Origin of the sequence: Kitasatospora sp. NPDC057692 (genome assembly GCF_042799475.1) — a bacterium.
Classification (GTDB): Bacteria; Actinomycetota; Actinomycetes; order Streptomycetales; family Streptomycetaceae; genus Kitasatospora.
Map to the genome: position 1 here is coordinate 1 of NZ_JBHVIV010000096.1, position 23692 is coordinate 23692.

Annotated in this window: 22 protein-coding genes and 1 pseudogene; 15 read left to right on the forward strand and 8 right to left on the reverse strand. The window is 75.9% G+C overall.

Features of this window, described 5'->3' with window-relative positions:
• Positions 1-244: 244 nt before the first annotated feature.
• Together ACFVFS_RS34955 and ACFVFS_RS34960 are read left to right on the forward strand one after the other, a co-directional pair.
• On the forward strand, positions 245-379 hold the full coding sequence (locus ACFVFS_RS34955; RefSeq protein ID WP_380628909.1) for a hypothetical protein: 135 nt from the start codon (positions 245-247) through the stop codon (positions 377-379).
• A gap of 227 nt (positions 380-606) precedes the next feature.
• Positions 607-960: pseudogene (locus ACFVFS_RS34960) on the forward strand (methyltransferase domain-containing protein); the annotation flags it as partial.
• 602 nt (positions 961-1562) lie between these two features.
• Here ACFVFS_RS34960 and ACFVFS_RS34965 read toward each other — a convergent pair.
• The 7 genes from ACFVFS_RS34965 to ACFVFS_RS34995 all read right to left on the reverse strand — a co-directional run bounded on the left by ACFVFS_RS34965 (position 1563) and on the right by ACFVFS_RS34995 (position 10025).
• Positions 1563-2348 carry an enoyl-CoA hydratase gene (locus tag ACFVFS_RS34965; protein ID WP_380628910.1) on the reverse strand — a complete coding sequence of 262 codons (786 nt, stop codon included), beginning with the start codon at positions 2346-2348 and terminating at the stop codon, positions 1563-1565.
• 108 nt (positions 2349-2456) lie between these two features.
• The gene (locus tag ACFVFS_RS34970; protein WP_380628911.1) at positions 2457-3491 is read right to left on the reverse strand and encodes an enoyl-CoA hydratase/isomerase family protein; all 1035 of its coding nucleotides are present in this window, start codon (positions 3489-3491) and stop codon (positions 2457-2459) included.
• A gap of 162 nt (positions 3492-3653) precedes the next feature.
• Positions 3654-4874 (reverse strand): fumarylacetoacetase, encoded by a 1221-nt coding sequence (fahA, locus tag ACFVFS_RS34975; RefSeq protein WP_380628912.1) that lies wholly within the window; start codon positions 4872-4874, stop codon positions 3654-3656.
• Complete coding sequence (locus ACFVFS_RS34980) at positions 4871-5773, reverse strand: hypothetical protein (protein ID WP_380628913.1); 903 nt, start codon at positions 5771-5773, stop codon at positions 4871-4873. The genes fahA and ACFVFS_RS34980 overlap by 4 nt, the downstream gene beginning before the upstream one ends.
• On the reverse strand, positions 5770-6969 hold the full coding sequence (locus ACFVFS_RS34985; protein WP_380628914.1) for a homogentisate 1,2-dioxygenase: 1200 nt from the start codon (positions 6967-6969) through the stop codon (positions 5770-5772). The genes ACFVFS_RS34980 and ACFVFS_RS34985 overlap by 4 nt, the downstream gene beginning before the upstream one ends.
• A 133-nt stretch (positions 6970-7102) precedes the next feature.
• The gene (hppD, locus tag ACFVFS_RS34990) at positions 7103-8317 is read right to left on the reverse strand and encodes a 4-hydroxyphenylpyruvate dioxygenase (RefSeq protein WP_380628915.1); all 1215 of its coding nucleotides are present in this window, start codon (positions 8315-8317) and stop codon (positions 7103-7105) included.
• A 355-nt stretch (positions 8318-8672) separates the two neighbouring features.
• Positions 8673-10025: a phosphoribosyltransferase family protein gene (locus ACFVFS_RS34995; RefSeq protein WP_380628916.1), complete on the reverse strand. Its 1353-nt coding sequence runs from the start codon at positions 10023-10025 to the stop codon at positions 8673-8675.
• A gap of 393 nt (positions 10026-10418) precedes the next feature.
• Between ACFVFS_RS34995 and ACFVFS_RS35000 the strand changes: the two genes are divergently transcribed.
• The 12 genes from ACFVFS_RS35000 to ACFVFS_RS35055 all read left to right on the forward strand — a co-directional run bounded on the left by ACFVFS_RS35000 (position 10419) and on the right by ACFVFS_RS35055 (position 20309).
• Complete coding sequence (locus ACFVFS_RS35000; protein ID WP_380628934.1) at positions 10419-11660, forward strand: sedoheptulose 7-phosphate cyclase; 1242 nt, start codon at positions 10419-10421, stop codon at positions 11658-11660.
• The gene (locus ACFVFS_RS35005) at positions 11653-12408 is read left to right on the forward strand and encodes a cupin domain-containing protein (RefSeq protein WP_380628917.1); all 756 of its coding nucleotides are present in this window, start codon (positions 11653-11655) and stop codon (positions 12406-12408) included. Before ACFVFS_RS35000 ends, ACFVFS_RS35005 begins: the two co-directional genes overlap by 8 nt.
• Positions 12405-12824 carry a hypothetical protein gene (locus ACFVFS_RS35010; protein ID WP_380628918.1) on the forward strand — a complete coding sequence of 140 codons (420 nt, stop codon included), beginning with the start codon at positions 12405-12407 and terminating at the stop codon, positions 12822-12824. Before ACFVFS_RS35005 ends, ACFVFS_RS35010 begins: the two co-directional genes overlap by 4 nt.
• A 198-nt stretch (positions 12825-13022) precedes the next feature.
• Positions 13023-14204 (forward strand): hypothetical protein, encoded by a 1182-nt coding sequence (locus ACFVFS_RS35015; protein WP_380628919.1) that lies wholly within the window; start codon positions 13023-13025, stop codon positions 14202-14204.
• A 101-nt stretch (positions 14205-14305) separates the two neighbouring features.
• The gene (locus ACFVFS_RS35020) at positions 14306-14917 is read left to right on the forward strand and encodes a hypothetical protein (RefSeq protein ID WP_380628920.1); all 612 of its coding nucleotides are present in this window, start codon (positions 14306-14308) and stop codon (positions 14915-14917) included.
• Positions 14914-15324 carry a hypothetical protein gene (locus ACFVFS_RS35025; RefSeq protein ID WP_380628921.1) on the forward strand — a complete coding sequence of 137 codons (411 nt, stop codon included), beginning with the start codon at positions 14914-14916 and terminating at the stop codon, positions 15322-15324. Before ACFVFS_RS35020 ends, ACFVFS_RS35025 begins: the two co-directional genes overlap by 4 nt.
• Entirely contained in the window at positions 15321-16514 is a 1194-nt protein-coding gene (locus ACFVFS_RS35030) for a zinc-binding dehydrogenase (protein WP_380628922.1), read from the forward strand. Before ACFVFS_RS35025 ends, ACFVFS_RS35030 begins: the two co-directional genes overlap by 4 nt.
• Complete coding sequence (locus ACFVFS_RS35035) at positions 16511-17392, forward strand: cupin domain-containing protein (protein ID WP_380628923.1); 882 nt, start codon at positions 16511-16513, stop codon at positions 17390-17392. The genes ACFVFS_RS35030 and ACFVFS_RS35035 overlap by 4 nt, the downstream gene beginning before the upstream one ends.
• Positions 17389-18261 (forward strand): SDR family oxidoreductase, encoded by an 873-nt coding sequence (locus ACFVFS_RS35040; RefSeq protein WP_380628924.1) that lies wholly within the window; start codon positions 17389-17391, stop codon positions 18259-18261. Before ACFVFS_RS35035 ends, ACFVFS_RS35040 begins: the two co-directional genes overlap by 4 nt.
• Positions 18258-18836 (forward strand): VOC family protein, encoded by a 579-nt coding sequence (locus ACFVFS_RS35045; protein WP_380628925.1) that lies wholly within the window; start codon positions 18258-18260, stop codon positions 18834-18836. Before ACFVFS_RS35040 ends, ACFVFS_RS35045 begins: the two co-directional genes overlap by 4 nt.
• Entirely contained in the window at positions 18833-19957 is a 1125-nt protein-coding gene (locus ACFVFS_RS35050) for an NAD(P)-dependent alcohol dehydrogenase (RefSeq protein WP_380628926.1), read from the forward strand. The genes ACFVFS_RS35045 and ACFVFS_RS35050 overlap by 4 nt, the downstream gene beginning before the upstream one ends.
• 169 nt (positions 19958-20126) lie before the next feature.
• On the forward strand, positions 20127-20309 hold the full coding sequence (locus ACFVFS_RS35055) for a hypothetical protein (RefSeq protein WP_380628927.1): 183 nt from the start codon (positions 20127-20129) through the stop codon (positions 20307-20309).
• Between the two features lie 178 nt (positions 20310-20487).
• Here ACFVFS_RS35055 and ACFVFS_RS35060 read toward each other — a convergent pair whose 3' ends face one another.
• A complete protein-coding gene (locus tag ACFVFS_RS35060; protein WP_380628928.1) occupies positions 20488-22749 on the reverse strand; it encodes a sensor histidine kinase in 2262 nt (753 codons plus the stop codon).
• Positions 22750-23033: 284 nt separating this feature from the next.
• On the opposite strand from ACFVFS_RS35060, the gene ACFVFS_RS35065 reads away from it, so the two are divergent.
• On the forward strand, positions 23034-23675 hold the full coding sequence (locus ACFVFS_RS35065) for a response regulator (protein ID WP_380628935.1): 642 nt from the start codon (positions 23034-23036) through the stop codon (positions 23673-23675).
• The last annotated feature ends 17 nt before the right edge of the window (positions 23676-23692 follow it).

Below are 23692 nucleotides of genomic sequence, written 5' to 3' on the forward strand. Positions count from 1 at the left end.
TCTCTGTTTCTGGTGTCGACCGTTTCGGGTTTTTTTCACCCCCCGGCCCGGTTGCCCGCGCGCGGCCGCCCGGCCGGGGGCGCGGCCCCCCGGCGGCCCCTGCACCGTCACCACTCCCTCGGTCCGAATGAGAGGAGGACAGCTGTGACCACATCCGAACCGAAGCGGCCCCGACCGAAGCCCGTGAGCCCGCCCACGCCCCGGCCGCCGGACCGGTAGGCCCAACTCAACACAAGGAGGACCCATGACCTGGGGAACCGACAAGGACGGCAACGGTAAGCACGGGGGCAAGAAGGACCCCGGCACTGCCAAGCCGTCGCCCGACGGGGCGCGGCCGTTGCCCGACCCGAAGCACCGGAAGGACGACGACAAGAAGTGACGGACTCCGTGCATCAACCGGAGCAGGCCGCTGTGCGCGGCCTGCTCCGGGCCGTCCGCCAAACGCTTGGCGGCCCTGTTCCCCGCGAGTGGCGGGACGCAATCCACGCCCTACCGCGTCATCGCTTCCTGCCGGAGCGGATCTGGCTGGCGGACAGTGACGGCGGCTATGAACGTGTCGATCTTCAGACGGATCACGACCGTTGGTTCGCGGCGGCCTACGCCGACGTGCCGATCGTCACCCAGGTCAACGACGGCCGGGCCTCGTCCGACCTCTGGCCCTCCTCCTCCGCCTCCGCTCCCTCGATCGTCGTCCGCATGCTGTGCGACCTCGCTCTCCGGCCGGGGGCGCGGGTGTTGGAGATCGGCACCGGGACCGGATGGAACGCGGCGTTGCTGGCGCACCGCCTCAACCCCGAGAACGTCGTCTCGGTCGAGATCGACTCGGACATCGTCCGGCAGGCGCGGGCGTCGCTCTACGCCGCGGGCCTCGACGTGGACGTGGTCTGCGGGGACGGCGCCCACGGCTGGGGCCGTCGGGCGCCGTACGACCGGGTCGTCTCGACCTGTGCGGTCCGGCGCGTGCCGTGGGCGTGGATCGAGCAGACCCGTCCCGGCGGCACCGTCCTCACGCCGTGGGACAACCCGATGATCTGCTGGGGACTGCTCCGGCTCACCGTCGGACTCCACGGGGCGCAGGGCCGCTTCAGTCCGCACTCGGCGTTCATGCTGATGCGCACTCAGCGGCAGGAGCTGCGGATCTTCCGGGACGTCGTCCGCGACGATCACGTGCCGGAGAAGGGCCGAACGGCATTGGCACCGGCGCAGGTGACGGGCGACGCCTGGGAGGCCCGGTTCGCGCTCGGGCTGCGGCTCGGCAACGTGTGGACCGCCTGGGAGGAGGACGCGGCCCGGCTCTGGGTGGCGACCACCGACGCCGGCTCCTGGGCGGCCGTCGATCCCGACGGCACGGTGTGGCAGCACGGTTTGCGGCGGCTCTGGGACGAGGTGGAGGAGGCCTACGGCTGGTGGGAACGGCAGAGCAGGCCGGGGCCTTCACGCTTCGGGTTGACGGTCGTCGAGGGGGAGCAGTGGGCCTGGCTGGACACGCCTGCCGCCCGTTCGCAGGCAGCGGTGAAAGATACCGGAAGGCCCCCTCAGCAGGGGCCTTCCAGCGTCCGGGCTCAGCGGTGCTTGAACACCGGGGGGCGCTTCTCGGCGAAGGCGGCCATGCCCTCCTTCTGGTCCTCCGTGGCGAAGGCGGCGTGGAAGAGGCGGCGCTCGAAGCGGACGCCCTCGGCGAGGGTGGTCTCGAAGGCGCGGTTGACGCTCTCCTTCATCATGATCGCGGCCGGGGTGGACATCCCGGCGACCTTCTCGGCGGTGGCGAGGGCCTCGGCGAGCAGGTCGTCGGCGGGGACGATCCGGGAGACCAGGCCGGCCCGCTCGGCCTCCTCGGCGCCCATCATCCGGCCGGTCAGGCACAGCTCCATCGCCTTCGCCTTGCCGACGGCCCGGGTCAGCCGCTGGGAGCCGCCGATGCCCGGGATGACACCGAGCTTGATCTCCGGCTGGCCGAACTTCGCGGTGTCGGCCGCGATCAGGATGTCGCAGAGCATCGCCAGCTCGCAGCCGCCGCCGAGCGCGAAACCGGCCACCGCCGCGACGACCGGCTTGCGCAGCGCGCCCAGGCGGTCCCACGGGCCCAGCCAGTCGTCCAGGTAGACATCGGGGAACCGGTTGCCCTGCATCTCCTTGATGTCGGCGCCCGCCGCGAAGGCCTTCGCCGACCCGGTGATCACCAGACAGCCGATCTCCGGGTCCCGGTCGAACGCGGTGGCCGCGGCCACGACCTCGTTCATCAGCCGGGTGTTGAGCGCGTTGAGCGCCTCCGGCCGGTTGAGGGTGATCAGGCCGACCCGGCCCTTGCGGTCCACCAGGATCGTCTCGTAGGTCTCGGTCTCGGTCATCGCCGTTGACTCCCATTCCGTTGTGCGCTCCGACGGACCCCACGATCTCCGAAGCGGCCCGCCTCGCGCCAGTCTCGGTCCGCGAGACGGTCGTCACCCGTTCGCAGGTCAGACGGCGGACCAGTCCCCGTCGGCCGGCGGTTCGAAGAACGCGGACACGGCCCGCTCGTCGACCCCGGAGAGCGTGGCCGGGGACCAGCGGGGGTTGCGGTCCTTGTCGACCACCTGTGCGCGGATGCCCTCCACCAGGTCGTGGTGGGCCAGCGCCGCGCAGGAGACCCGGTACTCCTGCGTCAGGCTCTCCTCCAGCGAGCCGTGCGCCCGGGCCCGCCGCAGGGCGGCGAGCGTGACCTTGAGCATCGTCGGCGACCGCTCGGCCAGCTCCTCGGCGGCCTGCTTGGCCTCCGGGACGCCGCCGGCGGTCAGCCGCGCCGCGATCTCCTCCACGCTGCCGGCGGCGTAGCAGGCGTCGATCCACGCCCGCTGCCCGGCGAGCGGGGCGGCCGGCGCCGGGGCCGTGTGCCGGGCGAGCACCTGCTCCACCGGCGCGTCGGCCAGCTCCCCCAGCAGGTCCGGCAGCGCCGCCGACGGCACGAAGTGGTCGGCGAACCCGCACAGCAGCGCGTCCCCGGCGGTCATCGAGGCGGCGGTCAGCGCCAGGTGGGTGCCCAGCTCACCGGGCGCGCGCGACAGCAGCCAGGTCCCGCCGACGTCCGGCACCAGGCCGATCCGGGTCTCCGGCATGGCCACCACCGAGCGCTCGGTGACGATCCGCACCGACCCGTGGGCGGAGACCCCGACGCCGCCGCCCATGGTGATGCCGTCCATCACCGCGACGTACGGCTTCGGGTAGCGGGCGATCAGCGCGTTCAGCCGGTACTCGTCGCGGAAGAACGCGCGCGTCCCGGCCCCGCCCGCCTTGGCGTCGTCGTGGAACGCCCGGATGTCGCCGCCCGCGCACAGCCCGCGCTCCCCGGCACCGGTCAGCACGACCACCCGCACCGCGTCGTCCCCGGCCCACGCCTCCAGCGCCGCCCGGACGTCCAGGACCATCCCGTGCGTCAGCGAGTTGAGCGCCCGCGGCCGGTCGAGCACGATCCGCCCCACCCGGCCGTCCCGCCGCACCCGTACCTCGTCGCCCATCGTCCCCACTCCCAACCGTCGAGGTCCCTGCCGTCAAGATCCGTGTCGTCACCGTACCTTCGGGCCCCGGCCCGGCCGCAAGCACGGAGGGCGGCTCCGGTCGGTGACCGGGGCCGCCCTCCGTCCGGCGGGGGAAGGTGGTTCAGGGAGCCGCGGGGGTCCTCACGGGACGATGCGGCCGGTGACCTCGCCGAAGCCGACGACGGTGCCCCCGGGGCCGGGGGCGGTGGCGGTGATGACCACCTCGTCGTCGTTCTCCAGGAAGGCGCGGGTGGTGCCGTCCGGGAGCTTGAGCGGGTTCTCGCCGTTCCAGGTGAGCTCGATGAGCGCGCCGCGGGTCTCGGGCTCGGGGCCGCTGATCGTGCCGGAGGCGAAGAGGTCGCCGGTGCGCAGCGAGGCGCCGTTGGCCGTCATGTGGGCGAGCTGCTGGGCGGCCGTCCAGTACATCGAGGCGAACGGCGGGTGGGAGACGGGGTGGCCGTTGAGGCGGACCTCCAGGGCGAGGTCCAGGCCCCAGGGCTCGCCGCCGCGGTCGTCGAGGTAGGGGAGCGGCTCGACGTCGCGGGCCGGCGGGGCGATCCGGGCATGCTCCAGGGCGTCCAGCGGCACGATCCACGGCGAGACGGAGGTGGCGAAGGACTTGCCGAGGAACGGGCCGAGCGGAACGTACTCCCAGCCCTGGATGTCGCGCGCGGACCAGTCGTTGACCAGGCAGACGCCGAAGACGTGCTCGCGGAAGCGGTCCAGGGCGACGGGCTCGCCCATCGTGCTGGGCGCGCCGACGACGAAGCCGACCTCGGCCTCGATGTCCAGCCGGCGGGTCGGGCCGAAGGACGGCACGGCGTCCGTCGGGGCCTTGCGCTGGCCGTGCGGGCGGACCACCGGGGTGCCGGAGACCACCACGGTGCCGGAGCGGCCGTGGTAGCCGATCGGCACGTGCTTCCAGTTGGGGGTCAGCGGCTCGGAGCCGGGACGGAGGATCCGGCCCAGGTTGGTGGCGTGGTGCTCGGAGGCGTAGAAGTCGACGTAGTCGGCGACCTCGAACGGCAGGTGCAGCTCCACCTCGGCGAGCGGCAGCAGCAGCGGCGCGAGGGCGTCCCGGTGGGACTCCTCGGTCAGCCAGCGGGTGAGCGCGGCGCGCACCTCGGTCCACACCGGGCGGCCCGCGGCGAGCAGGGGGTTGAGCGAGTCCGCGTCGAGCAGCGCGGACGGTTCCCCGGCGGCGCGGGCGGCGGCGCCGGCGTCCAGGACGAAGTCGCCGACGCGCACGCCGATCCGCCGCCGCCCCGGCCGGTCGCCGGCCGTGAAGACGCCGTACGGCAGGTTGTGCACGCCGAAGGGCGAGTCGTTCGCGGGGTCGAACCAGCTGCGGGGGGTGGTCAACGGTCCTCCTGGGGCGTCGGGTCGGGCGACAGCAGGCCGAGGGCGGCCAGGTCGTCCAGGGGCTCGGCGATGCTACAGGTGCCGAAAGCGGTGAACGAGTTGCGGATCACCGTGACCTGACGGTCACTCAGGGTGCGGGCCGCCTTGGCGAGCACTTCGCCGGAGCGCTCGGCGAGCACCTCGGCGGCCGCGGCCGGATCGGTCTCCTGTGCGGCCAGCAGCACGTTCAGGAAGCCGTGGTGCTCGAAGCCGGTCACCGGGTCGGTGTGCCGGACGGCGTTGTGCAGGCCGGCCGTGCACTTGTACGGCAGGCCGCGCCGCGCGCACCCGGTGAGGAAGGCGGCCAGCTCCCGCTCGTCCGGGAAGGCGCCGGCGACCACGCCGCCGGTGCGGAACTTGGCCCGGTAGGGGCTGTCGAGCAGCACGTCCAGCACCTCGTCCAGGCCGTCGCCGCGCAGCAGTTCGCGCGGCACCTCGACCGCGGCCGGCACGTCCGCCGGCAGCAGCAGGTCGAGTGCGGCGACCGCCTCCCGGGCGTCCCGGGTGGCGAGTTCGACGCCAGCCACCTCGAAGGGCGCGGCGGCGGACAGGGCCGGGCCGAGCTCCGCGCTGCCCCCCGGCAGCACCAGCCCGACCCGGAGGACGGGGACGGAGGCGGGGGCGGGGGCGGGATCCTGGGCCGCGGAGGGCCCGGGGCGCCGCGCCGCGGCCGCCAGCTCGTCGAGGCGGCCCGCTCCGCAGAGGAGCGGGCCGACCGCGTCGGCGTACCAGGCGGCGCGGTGCGCGCGGTGCGCGGGCACCGCGTCGGCGACCGGCAGGTTCCCGGGCGGGAACACCGCCGCGTCGTCGAACAGCCCCTGGAACAGCGGGGGGACGAGGGGGGCGGGGGAGGTGCTCACTGCTGCGGCCCCCGCCCCGACCACGTCCAGGCGTAGCCGGAGTCCTCCGAGGCGCGGCCGCCCTCGCCCAGCTCCAGCGGGCGGAAGGTGTCGACCATCACCGCGAGCTCGTCGAAGAAGTCCGCGCCGATGGAGCGCTCGTACGCGCCGGGCTGCGGGCCGTGGGTGTGGCCGCCGGGGTGCAGCGAGATCGAGCCCTGGCCGATGCCCGAGCCCTTGCGCGCCGCGTAGTCGCCGCCGCAGTAGAACATGACCTCGTCGCTGTCCACGTTGGCGTGGTAGTACGGCACCGGGATCGACAGCGGGTGGTAGTCCACCTTGCGGGGAACGAAGTTGCAGATCACGAACCCGTTGCCCTCGAACACCTGGTGGGCCGGCGGCGGCTGGTGGATCCGTCCGGTGATCGGCTCGAAGTCCCGGATGTTGAACGCGTACGGGTACAGGCAGCCGTCCCAGCCGACCACGTCGAACGGGTGGTGCGGCACGGTGTACCGGGTGCCCGAGATCCCGTTCGGGCCGCGGTGCTTGACCAGGACGTCGACGTCCCCGCTCTCGACCAGCAGCGGTCCGGACGGCGCGCGCAGGTCCCGCTCGCAGTACGGGGCGTGCTCCAGCAGCTGGCCGTACTTGGAGAGGTAGCGCTTGACCGGGGTGATGTGGCTGTTCGCCTCGATGCAGTAGGCGCGCAGCGGCTCGTCGCCGGCCGGCACCCAGCGGTGGGTGGTCGCCCGGGGGATGATCACGTAGTCGCCCTGGCCGACCTCCAGCGTGCCGAAGACCGTCTCCAGGGTGCCGGAGCCGGACTCCACGTACACGCACTCGTCGCCGAGCCCGTTGCGGTAGAGCTCGCTCGGCGCCCCGGCGGCGACGTAGGAGATCCGCACGTCGCCGTTGCCGAGGACGAGCCGGCGCCCGGCGACGACGTCCGCGGACTTCCACTCCTGGCCGGCGAACAGCTCGTGCAGCTTGAGGTGGCGGGGGAGCAGGGGGTGGTTGGGCACCGTCGACTGGTCGGGCAGCTCCCACGGCACGGCGTTCACGACGGCCGAGGGGATGCCCCGGTGGTAGAGCAGCGAGGAGTCCGAGGAGAACCCCTCCTCGCCCATCAACTCCTCGTAGTACAGCCCGCCCTCGGGCGTGCGGTGCTGGGTGTGCCGCTTGGGCGGGATGCTGCCCAGCTGCCGGTAGTACGCCATCGTCCCTGCTCCTCCCGGGCCTTCCTGTGGCCCAGAGCTTCCTACGGCTTCAGCGGTGGCTGCGCGCCCCGGGGCGGGTCGGCCCCGGAGGCGGTCGGCCCCGGAGGCCCGCCGGCCTCCGGGGCGGTCCGCGTCAGAGGTTGCCGCGGCGCTCCTGCTCGCGCTCGATGGCCTGGAAGAGCGCCTTGAAGTTGCCCTTCCCGAAGCCCAGCGAACCATGCCGCTCGATGAACTCGTAGAAGACGGTCGGGCGGTCGCCGATCGGCTTGGTGAAGATCTGCAGCAGGTAGCCGTCCTCGTCGCGGTCGACCAGGATGCCGCGGCTCTTCAGCTCCTCGATCGGCACCCGGACCTTGCCGATGCGCTCGCGCAGGGCGGGGTCGTCGTAGTACGAGTCGGGGGTGTTCAGGAACTCGACGCCGCGCGAGCGCAGCACGTCGACGGTGGTGAGGATGTCGTTGGTGGCCAGCGCCATGTGCTGGCAGCCCGCGCCGGTGTAGAACTCCAGGTACTCGTCGATCTGCGAGCGCTTCTTGGCGACGGCCGGCTCGTTGAGCGGGAACTTCACCCGGTGGTTGCCGCTGGCGACGACCTTGGACATCAGCGCGGAGTAGTCGGTGGCGATGTCGTCGCCCACGAACTCGGCCATGTTCACGAAGCCCATGACCTTGTTGTAGAAGGTGACCCACTCGTCCATCTTGCCGAGCTCGACGTTGCCGACCGCGTGGTCCAGGGCCTGGAACAGGCGGCGCGGGGAGCCCTCCGGGTGCTGCACCTTGCTCTGGGCGGCGATGTAGCCGGGCAGGTACGGGCCGGTGTAGCGGGAGCGGTCGACCAGGGTGTGGCGGGTCTCGCCGTAGGTGGCGATCGCGGCGCGGCGCACGGTGCCGTTCTCGTCGGAGACGTCGTTCGGCTCCTCCAGGACGGTGGCGCCCTGGGCGCGGGCGTGCGCGATGCACTTGTCGACGTCCGGGACCTCCAGGGCCAGGTCGACGACGCCGTCGCCGTGGCGGCGGTGGTGGTCCAGCAGCGGGCTGTCGGGGGAGACGCCGCCCTTGATCACGAAGCGGCAGGAGCCGGAGCGCAGGACGAAGGCCTTGCGGTCGCGGCGGCCGGTCTCCGGCCCGGAGTAGGCGACCAGCTCCATGCCGAAGACGGCCTGGTAGAACTGGGCCGTCTGGGTGGCGTTGCCGACCACGAACACGACGGCGTCCTGCGCGGTGACCGGGAACGGGTCGCTGGCGGGGTCGTGCTCGACGAGGCCGACGAGGCGGCGCAGCTGCTCGGCGTCGAGACCGGCCTCGCGCTCCTCGGGGGTCAGCTCAAGGGCGTGGGACTGCGGGGTCATCGGTCGTTCCTCCACATTGAGGCCTCGGCATTGAGGCATCCGCTTGAGGCGGCCGCTCCGCGGGGGGTGGGGCGAGGGGGATGCGGGCGGCTGAGCGCAGAGCTTGCTCCAGTCGGGCGGGTTGGGCAACAGATCGGATTTTCACTGTTCAATGTGTACAAGGTGATCAGGAAATCGCTGGTCGGGCTGTGCAGAATGCTCGGTCGATCCAGGGTGTTTCACGAGTTCTGCGTATCGGGCCCGATCGGACGTGTGCGCTGGTCAGGGCGCTGGTCAGGGCGCTGGTCGGGGCGCTGGTCGGGACGGCGGTCAGGGCGAGGGTGGGGGCGGGGGTAGGCGCAGGGTGCCGGCCGGCTCACGCCGGGGGCCCGCAGGGGACGAGGTGGCCGCCGAACCAGTCGCGGGCCAGCTCGGCGACCCGGTCCAGCGTGCCGGGCTCCTCGAACAGGTGACCGGCGTGCGGGACCACCGCCAGCTCACTGTCGCAGCGCAGCCGCTCGCGCGCCCGCCGGTTCAGCTCGATCACCGCCTCGTCCCGGCCGCCGACGATCAGCAGCGTCGGCGCGAGCACGGCGCTCAGCGCGTCCTCCCCGGCGAGGTCGGGCCGCCCGCCCCGGGAGACCACCGCGCCCACGCCGTGGCCCAGCCGGGCGGCCGTCCACAGCGCGGCGGCGGCCCCGGTGCTGGCGCCGAACAGGCCCAGCGGCAGGAACGGGCCGCCGCCCTCGCGGGCCTGCTCGGCGGGCAGCGCGCGGGCCACGTCGGTCAGCCGGGCGCCCAGCAGGTCGACGTCGAAGACGTTGCGCCGGTCCTCCTCCTCGTCCTCGGTGAGCAGGTCGAACAGGAAGGTGGCCAGCCCGCCGCGGTTCAGGTGGGCGGCCACGTGGCGGTTGCGCGGGCTGTGCCGGCCGCTGCCGCTGCCGTGCGCGAACACCACGATGCCGCGGGCGCCGGCGGGGACGGTCAGCCGGCCGGTCAGCCGGGCGCCGGCGGCCGGGAGCGTCAGCTCGTGGTCGGACGCCTCCTGCCCGCTGTCGGGGGCCGGAGCGGCCGCGACGTCGGCGCGGGCCGCGGCGAGGTGGCGCAGCACCTCGGCGTCCTCGGTCTGCGCGAAGTCCGCGTAGAACTCGCCGATCGCGAAGAACGGCGACGGCGTACCGACGCAGACCAGCTCGTCGGCGACCCCGGCCAGCCGCTGCGTCCAGTCCGGCGGCGCCACCGGCACGGCGAGCACCACCCGCGCCGCCCCGCGCGCCCGCACGATCAGACAGGCGGCCCGGGCCGTCGAACCGGTCGCGATGCCGTCGTCGACCACGACCACCGTCCGCCCGCGCAGGTCGACCGGCGGACGGCCGCCCCGGTAGCGCCGCGCCCGGCGCTCCAACTCGACCCGCTCGCGCGCCTCCACGGCGGCCAGCTGCTCCGGGGTGACCCCGGCGGGCCGCAGCACCTGGTCGTTGATCACCCGCACCCCGTCCTCGCCGATCGCCCCCATGCCCAGCTCCGGCTGGTACGGCACGCCCAGCTTGCGGATCACACAGATGTCCAGCGGCGCGTCCAGCGCGTCGGCGACCTCGGCGGCCACCGGGACGCCGCCGCGCGGCAGGGCCACCACCACGGTGCCGGGGCCGCGCCAGCGGCCCAGCAGGGCGGCCAGCCGGCGGCCCGCGTCGGTGCGGTCGGTGAAGTGGGTACCGGTGGCGTGCATGGTCTCGGCCTCCCGTTCCACCGTACGTCGCCGGGGCGGTGCGCGGACTTCCTCCGGCCCCGGCCGGTACGCCGCCGTGAACCCGGCGGCCCGGGGCGTCCCGGGCGGGGCCGGGACGCGGATGGGGCCGGCCGCCCGTGCGTCCGGGACGGCGGGCGGTCCAGCGTGGTGCACACCGGCCCGGTGGGCCCTCCCTCACCCACCGGGCCGTTCGACCCGCCGTCCCGCCGAAGGAGCCGATCCGTGTCCATCCCCCACCCGCAGCGCCGTCCCGCCGCCCCGGACGGGTCCGGCGCCCCCGGTGCGTCCGCCGCCCCCTCCGGCGCCGCTGACGTGTCCGTCGCACACGGCGGCACCGCCGACGCGTCCGCCGCGCACGGCGGCGGCCACGGCCTGCACGCCACCGGCGACCCGGCGAACGGCGGTCCCGCCACCGGCTGGACGGTCGCCACCGCCCTGCCCGTCAGCTACCGGGTCCGCTTCACCCCCGGCGTGCTGGACCCGGGCAACCCGGCGCTCGCCAGGGCCGGCGGCCCGCCCGGGCGCCGGCTCGTCGTCGTCGACGCCCGCGTCCACGAACTGCACGGCCACCGCCTGCGGCGCTACCTGGCCGCCCAGGGCGTCGAGTACGAGACGCACGTCCTGCTCGCCCACGAACAGGTGAAGACCATGGACGCGGTGTTCCAGGTCGCCGACCGGATGGACGCCTTCGGGATCTCCCGCCGCGGCGAACCGGTGATCGCGATCGGCGGCGGCGTGCTCACCGACGTGGTCGGCCTCGCCTGCAGCCTCTACCGCCGCTCCACGCCCTTCGTACGGGTCCCGACCACGCTGATCGGCCTCGTCGACGCGGGCGTCGGTGCCAAGACCGGCGTCAACCACGGCCGCCACAAGAACCGCCTGGGCACCTACCACCCCGCCGTCGACACCCTGCTCGACCCGGCCTTCCTCGCCACCCTGGACCGGCGCCACATCGGCAACGGGCTCGCCGAGATCCTCAAGGTCGCGCTGATCAAGGACGAGACCCTGTTCGGCCTGCTCGAACGGCACGGCCGCGGCCTGCTCGACACCCGCTTCCAGTCCCCGGGCGCCGGCGCCGCCGTGCTCGGCCGCGCCGTCCACGGCATGCTCCAGGAGCTCCAGCCCAACCTCTGGGAGCACCGCCTGGAACGCCTCATGGACTACGGACACTCGTTCAGCCCGACGGTCGAGATGCGCGCGCTGCCCGAACTGCTGCACGGCGAGGCGGTCTGCGTCGACATGGCGCTCACCACCGTCGTCGCCCGGCGCCGCGGCCTGCTCGACGCCGGACAGGCCGAACGCGTCCTGCGGCTGATGCGGCGGCTCGAACTGCCCGTCTGGCACCCGCTGGTGGAGCCCGCCACGCTCGCCGAGGCGCTCGCCGACACCGTCCGCCACCGCGACGGGCGGCAGCGGCTGCCGCTGCCCTCCGGCATCGGCGCGGGCGTCTTCGTCGACGACCTCGACGCGGCCGAACTCGCCGACGCGGCCGGGCGGCTGCGCACCTGGTCGGCCGCCGAGGCCGGCGGGGCCGGTAGGGCAAGTGGGGCTAGTGAGACCAGTGGGGCCGGCGGGGCCGAGGGAGCGCTGCGGGGGAGTGGGACGCGTGCGTAGCGCCGTCGTGATCGCCGACACCACCGTCCCGGCCGACGTCCACGGCGTGCACGGCGCGGCCGGTGTCACCCAGTGGACCTGCCTCGCCCGCCGCGCGGGACTCGCCGGGGACTGGGAGGCCGTCGAATGGGCGCGCATCCCGGCGGGCGGGACCAGCGGTGAGCACCTCCACACCCGCACCCGCGAGGTGTACGTACTGCTCGCCGGGGCGGGCGAGGTCACCCTCGACGGCCGCCCCCACGCCGTCCGGGCGGGCGACGCCGTGCTGACGGCCGTCGGCACCCGGCACGGCCTGCGCAACACCGGGACCGGGCCGCTGGAGTGGCTGGTCATCGAACTGCCCGCCGGCCAGGAGCCCCCGGGCCCGGTCGGCAGCACCGTGGTCCGCGACCTGCGGCGCGCCGGACCGCTCGACCCCTCCGCCGTCATCGGCGGACCGCTGCGCCTGCTGAGGCACGTCGAACTGGCCACCGGGGAGCGTGAGTTCCTGCTCGCCGACGGCGTCGAGCACACCGCCTTCGTCCTCGGCGGCCACGGCCGGGCGGGCGCCGGGGGCGTCCGGGTGCCGCTGCGCCCCGGGACGGCGCTCACCCTGCCGCTCGGAACCGCGGTCGATCTGACGGCGGGCCCCGGCGGCCTCGCCTACCTGCACGCCGAACTCGTGGCACGGGGCGGGGAGCCGAGGGGTGGGGAGTCGCGGGGAGCGGATTCGCGGGGCGGGGAGCCGTGGGGCGGTGGGCCGCGATGATCGTCACCCGGACCGCCGCGCCCCGCCTGCTCCTCGGCCCCGGCGCCCAGCGGATCCGCACCCGCTGCCTCGCCCGCCAGGGCATGCTGCACAGCGAGTGCGAGGCCTTCGAACACGTCAACCTCGGCCCCGGCGCCTGCTACGACCTCGCCGGCCGCGACGCCACCGAGGCAGCCTGGTACGTGCTGCGCGGCCCCGTCCTCCTGCTCGACTGCCCGGACCATCCGCTGCGCCTGCTCGACCGCGGCACCCTGCTGCTCGCCCCGCGCGGCGAGTCCGTGCACCTGCACGGCGGCCCGCTCGGCGCGGAACTCCTCTGCCTGACCGTGCTGCCGGACGAGGTGAGCGCCGCGCTGCCGGAACGCCGGCCCGAGGCCGCGAGGAGCGCGACGCCGGTCGGGGGACCGCGGCGGTAGCGGGTCGGCCGCCGGAGCCGCTCCGGCCGCGGTCCCGGGGCCGTCCCGCGTCGGCCGGGACGGTCCCGGGGCCGTCACGGGTGGGGCCGGGGCCGTCCTGGCCGGGGGTGCGGGGCGCGGTCGGGGCCGGCGGCTCAGGCGGGCGGGGCGGCGGGCGGCGCAGCGTGGGGGCCTGAGTTCGGACGGGAGGAGGCCGCCATGCGTCGAAGTGTCCGGCTCGACCGGCGGATCCAGGCCGGTGCCGCCCACGTCTCCCTCGCGGTGCGCGGCGGCGAGCCGTCGTGGTCCGAGTTCGGGTCGCGGCTCGGCGAGTTCGCGGCCGCCCGGTTCCTCGTGGTGACCGATGGCACGGCGCCGCCCGGCCCGCTCGCCCGGGTCCGCGCGCTCGCCGCCGGCCGGGCGCCCACCACCGTGCACGACCTGCGCGACGGTCCGCTCCCGGACCCCGGCCCGACCGCCGGCACCGTGGTCGTCGCCGTCGGCGGCGAACACGCCTGCGGAATCCCGGCCGACGTCCGGGTGCCCACGGACCTGGCCGCCGCCTGCGGTCCCGCGCAGGCCGTGCACCACCCCGTCACGGCCGCGCTGGCCTGGGTCCGGGCCGACCTGCTCGCCGCCCGCCCCGCCGGGCGCACCCGGGCCGGGATGGTCGCCGTCGTCCGCCACGTGCTCGCCGTCTGCCCGGCCCAGTACCCGATGCTCGCCGCCCTCCTCCGCCCCGAGGCCCGGTACGACGCGCCGACCCTCGCGGCGCTGCTCGCCCTGTGCGCCGACGCGCGGTCCGCCCTGGTCTGCTTCGACCCCGGCGAGACCGGACCCGCGCTGGCCCTCGGCTACGGCCGGAGCCTCGCCGAGGCGGTGCGTGCCGTCGCCGGTCCCGCCCTGGCGCCCGGCGACGCCGGGGCGTTGGGCCTGCTGCTCGCCGCCCGGGCGGCGGCCCGGCTCGGCCTGGCGGCCGGCGCCACCGGCTGGGCCCACCGGGAGCTGCTGGCCCGCAACGGCTCGGCGACCGTCCTGCCCGCCGGGGTGGACACCGACCGGCTGACCGCCGCGCTCGTCGCCGCGACCCGGCCCGGGCTGCTGCTCCTGGCCGAGCTCGGCCGCCCGTACTGTGCCGGCGGCCGGCTGCTGACCCCGGTGGACGGCGCGGTGCTGGGGGCCGCCGTGGCGGGCCTGGCGGACCGCCCAGGGGCGGGCGTCCCGCGCAGCCGGACCGCCGGGGCCGAGCCGGTAGGGGCCGAGCCCGTCGGACCCGAGCCCGCCGTCTGCGAGCCCGCCGTCTGCGAACCCGTCGGCGCCCGTCCGGTCCCGGCCCCCGGGCCGGGCCCGGGCGGGGCTCGGGATCGGGCCGGGAGCGGGTCGGGCGCAGGCCGGGAGTAGGACGGGACGGGGTTCCCGTGCGACCGGGACGGCAGGCGCCACACCGTGGAGGACAGAGGCGGCCCAGTAGGGACCGCAGGACACCAGAAGGAGTTCCCGTCATGTCGGGCACCGTCATCACCGACCTTCGCCGGCGCGGCGCCGTCGACCCCAGCCGGGTGCTGACCGGACCGCTGCGCGCCGTCGGACTCCAGTGGCTGGACCCGGGCCGCAGCGTCGAGATCACCGCCGAGGCCGTCGAACGCGCCCTGTACATCACGGCGGGCTCGGGCACCGCCACGGCGCCCGGGACCGGGACCGGGAGCGAGGCCGAGGCCGAGGCCGACGACGACGCGTCGACGGCCGACGACTCCCGGATCCCGCTGGTCGAGGGGACCGCCGTGACCCTGCCGCTCGGCTCGCGCACCGTGCTCACGGCCGGCACCGCCGGTCTGGAGTTCTTCCACGCGGTGCTCGCCGTCGCCGGCCACCCGGGCCGGGCCATGGCCCACCCGGCGGCGGAACGGCCGACCACCGAGCGGCCGACCGCGGGACAGCCCGTCGAGCGGCCCACCGCCGAACGGCCCGTTGAACGGCCCACCGCCGAGCGGCCTGTTGAACGGCCCACCGCCGAGCGGCCCGCCGTCGAACGCGCGGAGACCGAGCGTTCGGACCCCGACCACCCGGACCACCCCGAAACCCCTCCGAGTCCGAAGGGAGGCGAGCCACGGTGATCGTCACCACCGCGACGGCCTCGGCCGCCGTCATCCTCGGCCCGAACGGCGAGCGGGTGCGCCTGCGCTGCCTGGCACGCCGCTCCATGCTCACCAGCGCCTGCGACAGCTTCGACCACCTGCGGCTCAGCCCCGGCGCCCACCACGCGCTGCCGGGGCAGCCCGAGGGCGAGACCGTCCTGTTCGTCGCGCGCGGCTCCCTGCTCGTCGGCCAGAGCCACGACGAGCCGGACCACCTGGCCGTCGACGGCGACCTGCTGCTGGCGACCCGGGGCCGCACGCTGCTCCTGGAGGCGGGCCCGCTCGGGGCCGAGGTGCTCTGCCTGGCCCTGGCCGCGCCCCGCCGCACCACCGCGACCCGGCGCTCCCTGGCCCGGCGGCGCGCCGAACGACGGAGCCGGCCATGACGGGCCCTGCCGCCGGGACCGCCGCTCCCGCCGAGGCCCCCGCCGCCACCGCGTCGGCGGGGGCCCGAGACGCGGCGGCCCCCGCCACGATGGCGGCGCTGCGGATCGAGGCGCCGCACCGGGTCGCCCTCGCCCGGGTGCCGCGACCGGCGCCGCCCGGACCGGACGAGGTCGCCGTGCGCACCTCCCTGGTCGGCCTCTGCGGCACCGACCTCGAACTCCTCCACGGCTCCGCCTCCTACCTGCGCGACGGGCGGGCCCGCTTCCCGCTCGTCCCGGGACACGAATGGTGCGGAACGGTCGCCGAAGTCGGCCGCGACGTCACCGGGTTCGCGCCCGGCGACCGGGTGGTCGGGCACACCATGGTGCACTGCGGCCTCTGCCGGATGTGCCGGCGCGGCCACCGCCCGCTCTGCGAACGCCTCACCGAGGTCGGCCTCTACGGCCGCCCGGGCGCCGCCGCCGAGTACGTGCTGCTGCCGGAGCGCTCGCTGTCCCGGATTCCCGGACAAGTTCCGGACCGGGAGGCCGTGTTGACCGAGCCGGCGGTCACCGTGGTGGCCGGCCTGGAACAGTCCCGCTGCCGGCTGGGCGACCGGGTGGTCGTCCTCGGCACCGGAACGATCGGCCTGCTCGCCGTCCAACTCGCCGCCCGCCTGGGCGAGTCGGTGGACGCGGTGGGCATCGACCCGGCCGGGCGGCGGCTCGCGCTGCGCTGCGGCGCGCGCCGCGCCCTGAGCCCCGCGCAGGCGCGCGCCGCCGGAATCGCCCGCTACTCGCTCGCGGTCGAGGCGGCGGGCGTGGCGGAGACGTTCACGCTCGGCCTCGACCTGCTCGAACCGGGCGGCCGGCTCGCCGTGATCGGCGTGGCCGGCAGCCCGTGCCCGGACTTCACCCCGGGCCAACTCGCCCTGCGCGGGCTGGAGGTGATCGGCGTCCGGCACGGCCTGGACCACTACGACCGCACCCTGCGGCTGTTCCGGGACGGCGTCCTGGCGGCCGAGCCGCTGATCGCCGCCGTGCTGCCGCCGTCCGCCGGGCCGGAGGCGTTCCGGCTGCTGGCGGGCGGCCGCAGCGGTCCGCCCAAGGTGCTCCTCGACTTCGGCCGCGCCGCCGACCCGCCGCCCATCCCTCGACCCACGACGCCCGGGGGGCCCGCAGGCCCCGTCACCGAAGGAGATCCCACGTGATCCTCGTACCCGCCGCCGTCCCCCGGACGGCCCCCGCGTTCCGGCGGCTGATCGACCCGCAGCACCTGCCGTCCGCGCGCGGCGGGCTGACCGTCGAGACCCTGCCGCCCGGCGTCCGCGTCGAGCACCACCCCTCCCGGGTGGGCGAGTCCGTGACGCTGGTGCTCTCCGGCGGGATCCGCTCGGCCGGGCGCGTGCTCGGCCCGGGCGAGGGCCTCTACCACCCGCCCGGAAGCTCCTGCGGACTCACCGCGCTGCCCGGCGCGCCCGCCGCCGTGCTGACCGTCCGGCCCCTCGCGGTGCCCGGCGACCGGCCCGCGCAGCGCCTCTGGCCGGTCCCGCTCGCACCGCCGAGGCCCGGCGCCCGGTCCCGCGGCGGAGCCCACGAATCGCCTGCCCCCGGGCCGTACGCCCCTGAGCCGACCGCCCCCGGGCCGCCCGCCCCGACCGTGCCCGCCGCGCGCGACGGCGACAGCGGTGTCGGCGCCGACGCCGACACCGGCCACCCGGCCGCCCCGATCGCCGGCTCGACCGGCATGGCGGTCCGCTGGCTCGCCACCGACGAGACGGTCGGCGCCCGCCGACTCACCGTCGCCGCCTCGGTGTTCTGCGTCGGCGGCAGCCACGACCTGCACCGGCACCCGCACGCCGACGAGTTCTTCCTCGTCCTCTCCGGCGGCGGCACCCACCTCACGGACGCCACCGAGGTGCCGGTCCGCGCCGGTGACCTGGTGTTCGTCCCGGCCGGCGAGTGGCACGGCTTCCGGACCGGCCCGGCCGGCCCGACCGCCGCCCTCTACGGCTACCTGGGCGCGCCGAGCCTCGCCCGGGCCGGCTACCAGGTCCGCCCCGCCGCCGTGCCGGAGGCGCGTCGATGAGCATCCCCGGACCGCACCACCGGCACCCCGAGGGCGGCGGCCCGGCCGCGCCGCCCTCGGTGGCCGTCGTCACCGGAGCCAGCTCCGGCATCGGCCGCGCCACCGCGATCGCCCTCGCCCGGGCCGGGCACACCGTGGCGATCGGCTACCGCACCGACCGCGACGCCGCCCGCCGCACGGCCGCACAGGCCGAGCTGGCCGGCGCGCGGACCGTGCTGCTGCCGCTCGACCTCGCCGACCCCGAGGGCGCGGCGCAGGCCGTGCTCGGCGCGGCCGACCAGCTCGGCGGCATCGACGTCCTGGTCAACTCCGCCGGGATCAACCGCCGTTCCCCCGTCCTGGAGGAGACCCTGGACGACTGGCGGCGGATCCTCGCGGTGGACCTCACCGGACCCTTCGCCTGCGCCCGGGCGGCCGCCAGTCGGATGGTCGGCCAGGGCCGCGGCGGGCGGATCGTCAACGTCACCTCCGTCCACGAGTTCACCCCGATCCCGGGCGGCGCCGCCTACTGCGCCGCCAAGGGCGCGCTCGGCGCCCTCACCAGGGTGATGGCCCTGGAGCTCGCGCCGTACGGGATCACCGTGAACGCGGTCAGCCCCGGCGAGACCGCCACCCGGATGAACGGCGTCCTCGACGACCGCGACCTCAGCGGCCACACCCGGCCCGCCATCCCGGTGGGCCGCCCGGGCCGGGCGGCGGAGGTCGCCGCGGCCATCGTCCACCTGACCGGCCCGGACGCCGCCTACACCACCGGGGTCTCGCTCACCGTGGACGGCGGCCTGAGCCTGATGAGCGCGGTCGCCAACCAGCGCGACGCCGCCCACGAGCGGCCCTTCCCCGCCGAGGCCCCCGGAAGGAGTGCCCCATGACCGGCATCCCCGGCGCACGCGCCGTGCACCACGTCGCCTACACCGTCCCCGACCTCGACCAGGCGGTGGCGTTCTTCACCGACGTGCTCGGCGCGCGCCTGCTCTACCGCCTCGGGCCGGTCGCCGCACCCCCCGGGGACGGCGACTGGATGACCCGCCAACTCGGCGTCCACCGCTCGGCGGTGGCGCACATCGCGATGCTGCGCCTCGGCCCGGTCGGCAATCTGGAGCTGTTCCAGTACACCGCCCCGGACCAGCGCCGCGAGCAGCCCGCCAACAGCGACTGGGGCGGACACCACCTCGCGATCGCGGTCGACGACGTGGACCGCGCCGTCGCCTACCTGCGGGAGCAGCCGGGCGTCGAGGTGCTGGGCGAACCGCAGACCGTCGCCGACGGCGGGCCGATCGACGGCGACCGCTGGGTGTACTTCCGCACGCCCTGGGGCCTCCAGCTGGAGGTGCTCGCGATGCCGCCCGGGATGCCCTACGAACGGTCCACCCCCGACCGGCTGTTCACGCCCCGGGCGCCGTGGGACATCGCCGTCGCGCGGCCGGACGGGACGGACCCGTCGTGATCGAGACCACCGCCGCCGTGGTGCGGGAGACCGGCGGCCCGTTCCGCCCGGAGACCGTCCGGCTGGACGGACCGCGCGCGGACGAGGTGCTGGTGCGGATCCGCGCCGTCGGGATCTGCCACACCGACCTGAGCGTGCGGGCCGGCCGCACGCCCGCGCCGCTGCCCGCCGTCCTCGGCCACGAGGGCGCGGGTACCGTCGAGGCGGTCGGCCGGGCCGTCACCCGGGTGCGGCCCGGCGACCGTGTCGTGCTGACCTTCGACTCCTGCGGCGCCTGCCCGCCCTGCCGGGCCGGCCTGCCGGTGCGCTGCGACCACTGGGCCGCGCTCAACCTGTTCGGCGGCTTCCGGCTGGACGGCAGCGCCACCGTGCACGGGACGGGCCGCCACCGCGGCGCCGCGCTGCACGGCCACTTCTTCGGGCAGTCCTCGTTCGCCGGCTACGCGCTGGCCGACGAGCGCAACGCCGTGCCCGTCACCGGCCCGCCTGTGCCGTTCGAGGTGCTGGCGCCGCTCGGCTGCGGCGTGCAGACCGGGGCGGGCGCGGTGTTCAACGTGCTGCGCCCCGAACCCGGCGACACGCTGGCCGTGTTCGGCGCGGGCGCGGTGGGGCTGGCCGCCGTCCTGGCGGCCCGGTCGACACCGGTGGTGCGGATCGTCGCCGTCGACCTGCGCCCGGACCGGCTCGCCCTGGCGCGGGAGCTCGGGGCCACCGACGTCGTGGACGCGGCCGCCGGGGACCCGGTGGCGGCGGTCCGCGAGCTCACCGGCGGGCGCGGCGCGCAGCACGCGCTGGAGACCAGCGGCAGCGTGCGCGCGCTGCGGCAGGCGGTCGAGGCGCTGGCCGTCGGCGGGACCTGCGGGGTGGTGGGCGCGCCGCCGGCCGGCAGCGAGGTGGGCCTGGACGTCCCCGGGCTGCTCGCCCGGGCGCCCCGGATCGTCGGGGTGAACCAGGGGGCGAGCGTGCCGGAGCGGTTCCTGCCGGTGCTGGTGGACCTGTTCCGGGCGGGACGGCTGCCGGTGGACCGGCTGGTGCGGACCTTCCCGTTCGCGGCGGTCGAGGAGGCGGCCGCGGCGGCGGAGTCGGGGGAGGTGGTGAAGCCGGTGCTGATGCTGCCCTGAGCTGCGCCGACGGGCCCGCCGTCGCGTCCGCCGTCCTGTCCGCCGTCCCGTTCTGGGACCGGAACGGGACGGCGGGCCCATGCGCCCGGGGCGCGGCGACGGCCAGAGTGGGAGGCGGAGCGGTTGATCGACTCGACCGTTCGGAGCTGAAGAATTTGGAGTACCCCCCATGGCAACGAACACGGCATCGAAGACGCTCGGCGTCGCGTCCGTCATCGTCGGCCTCGCCGCAGCGGCGGCGGTCGTCAGGAGCGCCGTCGGTGGCGCGGCGGCCAAGGTGACCCCCGCGGCCGAGAGCGTGGCGGAGACCGCGCGCAGCTGCAAGCCGGGCGAGAGGGACTGCGGGCACTGATCGCCTGCGGAAGCCTCGTCCTCGCATCCTCCCCGCCCGATCCTCCTTCCCCCGTCCGTCCCGTCCCGCCCCCGGCGCCGGAGCCCCCGGCGCCGGGGGCGGGCGGCCGGTGCGGGTGAACGACTGACAGATGACAGAGTCTGAAATCTGTCATCTGTTATCTGAAATCTGTCAGTTGTCAGTTGTCGGCGCCCGACCGTCGGTTACCCGTGCCGAGCCCCTCTTGCGAGGGGTGCCGGGGGAGGACCGCCAGCACCCGGGTGCCGCTCTCCCTGGGGAGCCGATCGACGGTGCAGCGTCCGCCGATCTCGGCAGCCCGGTCCGCCATCGACCGCAGACCGACCCCGGCCGTCGGGTCCGCCGTGTCCGCCGTGTCCGCGTCCGCACCGACCGCCGTGCTCGTCGCGCCCGTCGCGTCCGCACCGACCGCCGGAACGGGGGCGGCCTGGACGAGGCCGAGGCCGACCCCGTCGTCCTGGACGGTCAGCGTCAGGTTCGCCTCGTCCGCCCGGAGCGCCACCCGGGCGTGCCGGGCACGGGCGTGCCGCAGCACGTTGTTCAGCGCCTCGGCGGTGATCCGGTACGCGGCGACCTCGACGGCGGCCGGTAGCTCCGGCAGCGGGTCCGGTTGCAGCGCGGCGGAGACGGCGAGCCCGTCGCCGCTGAACGAGGCCGCCAGATGCTGGACGGCGCGGGTGAGGCCGAACTCGCCGAGCGGCGCGGGCCCGAGGCGGTCGGTGATCCGCCGCACCTCCTTGATCGCCATCGCCAGGTCGCCCGAGACGCCCCGCAGCGTCTGCGCGATCGCCTCCGGTCCGGCCCCGGCTCCGGCTCCGGCGCCCGCGCCGGAGCCGTCCGCCGCCGCCGAGGCCGCGTTGTCGACCCGCAGCCGCAGCCCGGCCAGCGCCGGCCCGAGCCCGTCGTGGATGTCCCGCCGGAGCCACCGTCGCTCCTCCTCGCGCGCCGCGACGATCTGCTCCCGGCTGGCCTGCAGGTCCTCCTGCAGCCGCAGCGAGGCGACGGCCGGCGAGGCCTGGTCGGCGAGCGAGCGCAGGATGTCGACGTCGCTGGACTCCAACCGCTCCTCACCGGCCCGCAGCCCGACCGTCAACTCGCCGATCACCGCCCCGTTGTGGACCAGTTCGAAGCCCTGGACCCGCCCGTCCAGCCGCCCCACCGCGGCCAGCGACCGGCGCCCGGCCCGGGTGGTGACGGCCAGCGCCACCCCCGGCAGCCGCAGTTCGTCCGCGACGGCGGTGCACAGCGCCGACGGCAGCCGCTCCGGCTCGACCACCTGCCGGACCTGCCCGGCCAGCGTCCGCAGCACCTGGTAGGGCTGGGCGCGGTCGCCGTAGTAGAGCCGGTCCACCACGCCCACGGCCCACCGGGCGGCCCGCGGCAGGCCCGCGCCCAGCGCGAAGACCAGCGCGATCAGCACCAGCGCGGCGGCGCCCCGGCCGGGCACCAGCCACCCCGACAGCACCGCCGCGCACACCACGAACACCACGGTGAGCCCGGTGGCGAGCAGCAGTCCGGTCAGCACGGACCGGGCCGCGCGGTCCAGCCGCCACCCCCCGTCGCGCACCACCAGGAACCCCACGGCCACGGCCCACACCGCCCCGGCCGCCGTGAACAGCGAGTAGCTCAGCCAGTACTCGTACTGGAACCGGCGCATGTAGTAGTCCTGCATGCCGGCCCAGAGCAGGTAGGCGCCCAGCATCCCGGCGATGTGCGCGCGCTGCCGGGGCGCGGTGCGCCGCAGCAGCCGCGCCAGCAGGACGGCGGTCACGATGCCGATCAGCAGGTACCGGACCGGGTCGTAGAGGCTCTCCAAATGGTCGTAGACGGAGCCGAAGAAGTTCGCGGGCGGGCTGTCGGCGAGCGGGTTGGGGTGTCCGAAGACGGTCGTGCGGTCCAGGAAGGACATCTCGTACGGCAGCTCCCACAGCGTCACGGCGCCGATGTACCACCACCACCGGCGCGTGGTGAGCCGGCCGGCCGGCAGCCAGAGCGGCAGCACGTACAGCAGGGTCTGGTTGACGGTGTCGCACACCCCGCGCACCACCGCCGCCGCGCCCACGATCCCGGGATCGGAGACCTCCACCCAGACGGGTGCCGCGGTCGCGCTCGGCAGGATCGCCGTCAGCGCGTAGAGCAGCATCACCCAACCGAGCGGATTTCCCGGCCGGTGCGCGTGCAGCAGCATCCCTGCACCCGCGGTCGGCAGCGCGTAGAGCAGGATCGCCAACTGGTCGCGGGGCCCCTCGATGCCCGGCGCGCCGAGGTGGACCAGGACGTAGCAGACCCAGAGGGTGGCGACCGCCAGGCAGAGCACGGTGACCGCCGCCGCGGCGGTGAGCTGGCGCTGCGCGGCCGTGCGGCGCGGCAGGGGCCCGGCGGGCGTGCGCGGCCGGGGACGGAAGGGGATCACCGTGGTCATGGCACCGCCTAGGGACGGGTGGGAGGGGGCCCACCGACGACCGGTCGCCGGGCCGGGCGCGCTGTGTCCAGTCTCGGCCACCCGCGGTCCCGGGCGCATGGGGCAGCGGTCTTGTCCGCCCAGGCGCGCGGCGCGCGGCGCGGCGCGTTCCCGCGGCCGCCAGGCCTGTCACGGAAAGTCACACCGGCATCGCTGGTAGTGTCGGCCAGGTGGATGAAGAACAGCCCGCCGAAGGCCCGCGGGAACCGGAGGGCCGCCCGGACGAGGAGTCGCCGGCCGCGCCCGTGCGGGTCCTGATCGTCGACGACCACCCGCTGTTCCGGGAGGGCCTGAAGGCCGCCCTCGAAAGCGCCGAGGGCATCGCCGTCGTCGCCGAGGCCGAACGCGCCGGGGACGTGCCGGAGGCGGTCGCCCGCCACCGCCCGGACGTCGTCGTCATGGACCTCTCGCTGCCGGACGGCTCCGGGCTGGAGGCCACCCGCCGGCTCTCCGCCGAGCAGCCCGCCCCGCCGGTGCTGATGCTCACCATGGCCGACGACGACGGCAGCCTGCTCGCCGCCCTCCAGGCCGGGGCCCGCGGCTACCTGGTGAAGGGCGCGGGCCGTGAGGAGGTGCTGCACGCGGTGCGCACCGTCGCGGCCGGCGGCGCGGTGTTCGGCGCGGACGTCGCCGAGCGGATCACCACCCTGCTCGCCGGGGCCCGGGTGCGGGAGGCCGGCCAGCTCTTCCCGGCGCTCACCGCCCGCGAGGCGGAGGTCCTCGACCTGGTGGCCCGCGGACTGGACAACCGCCGGATCGCCCGGGAACTGGTCGTCGCCGAGAAGACGGTCCGCAACCACGTCACCCACATCTTCGAGAAGCTGCACGTCGCGACCCGCGCGGAGGCCGTCGCCCGGGCCCGGGACATGGGGCTCGGCGACGGCTGACCCGCGCCCGCCGCGGG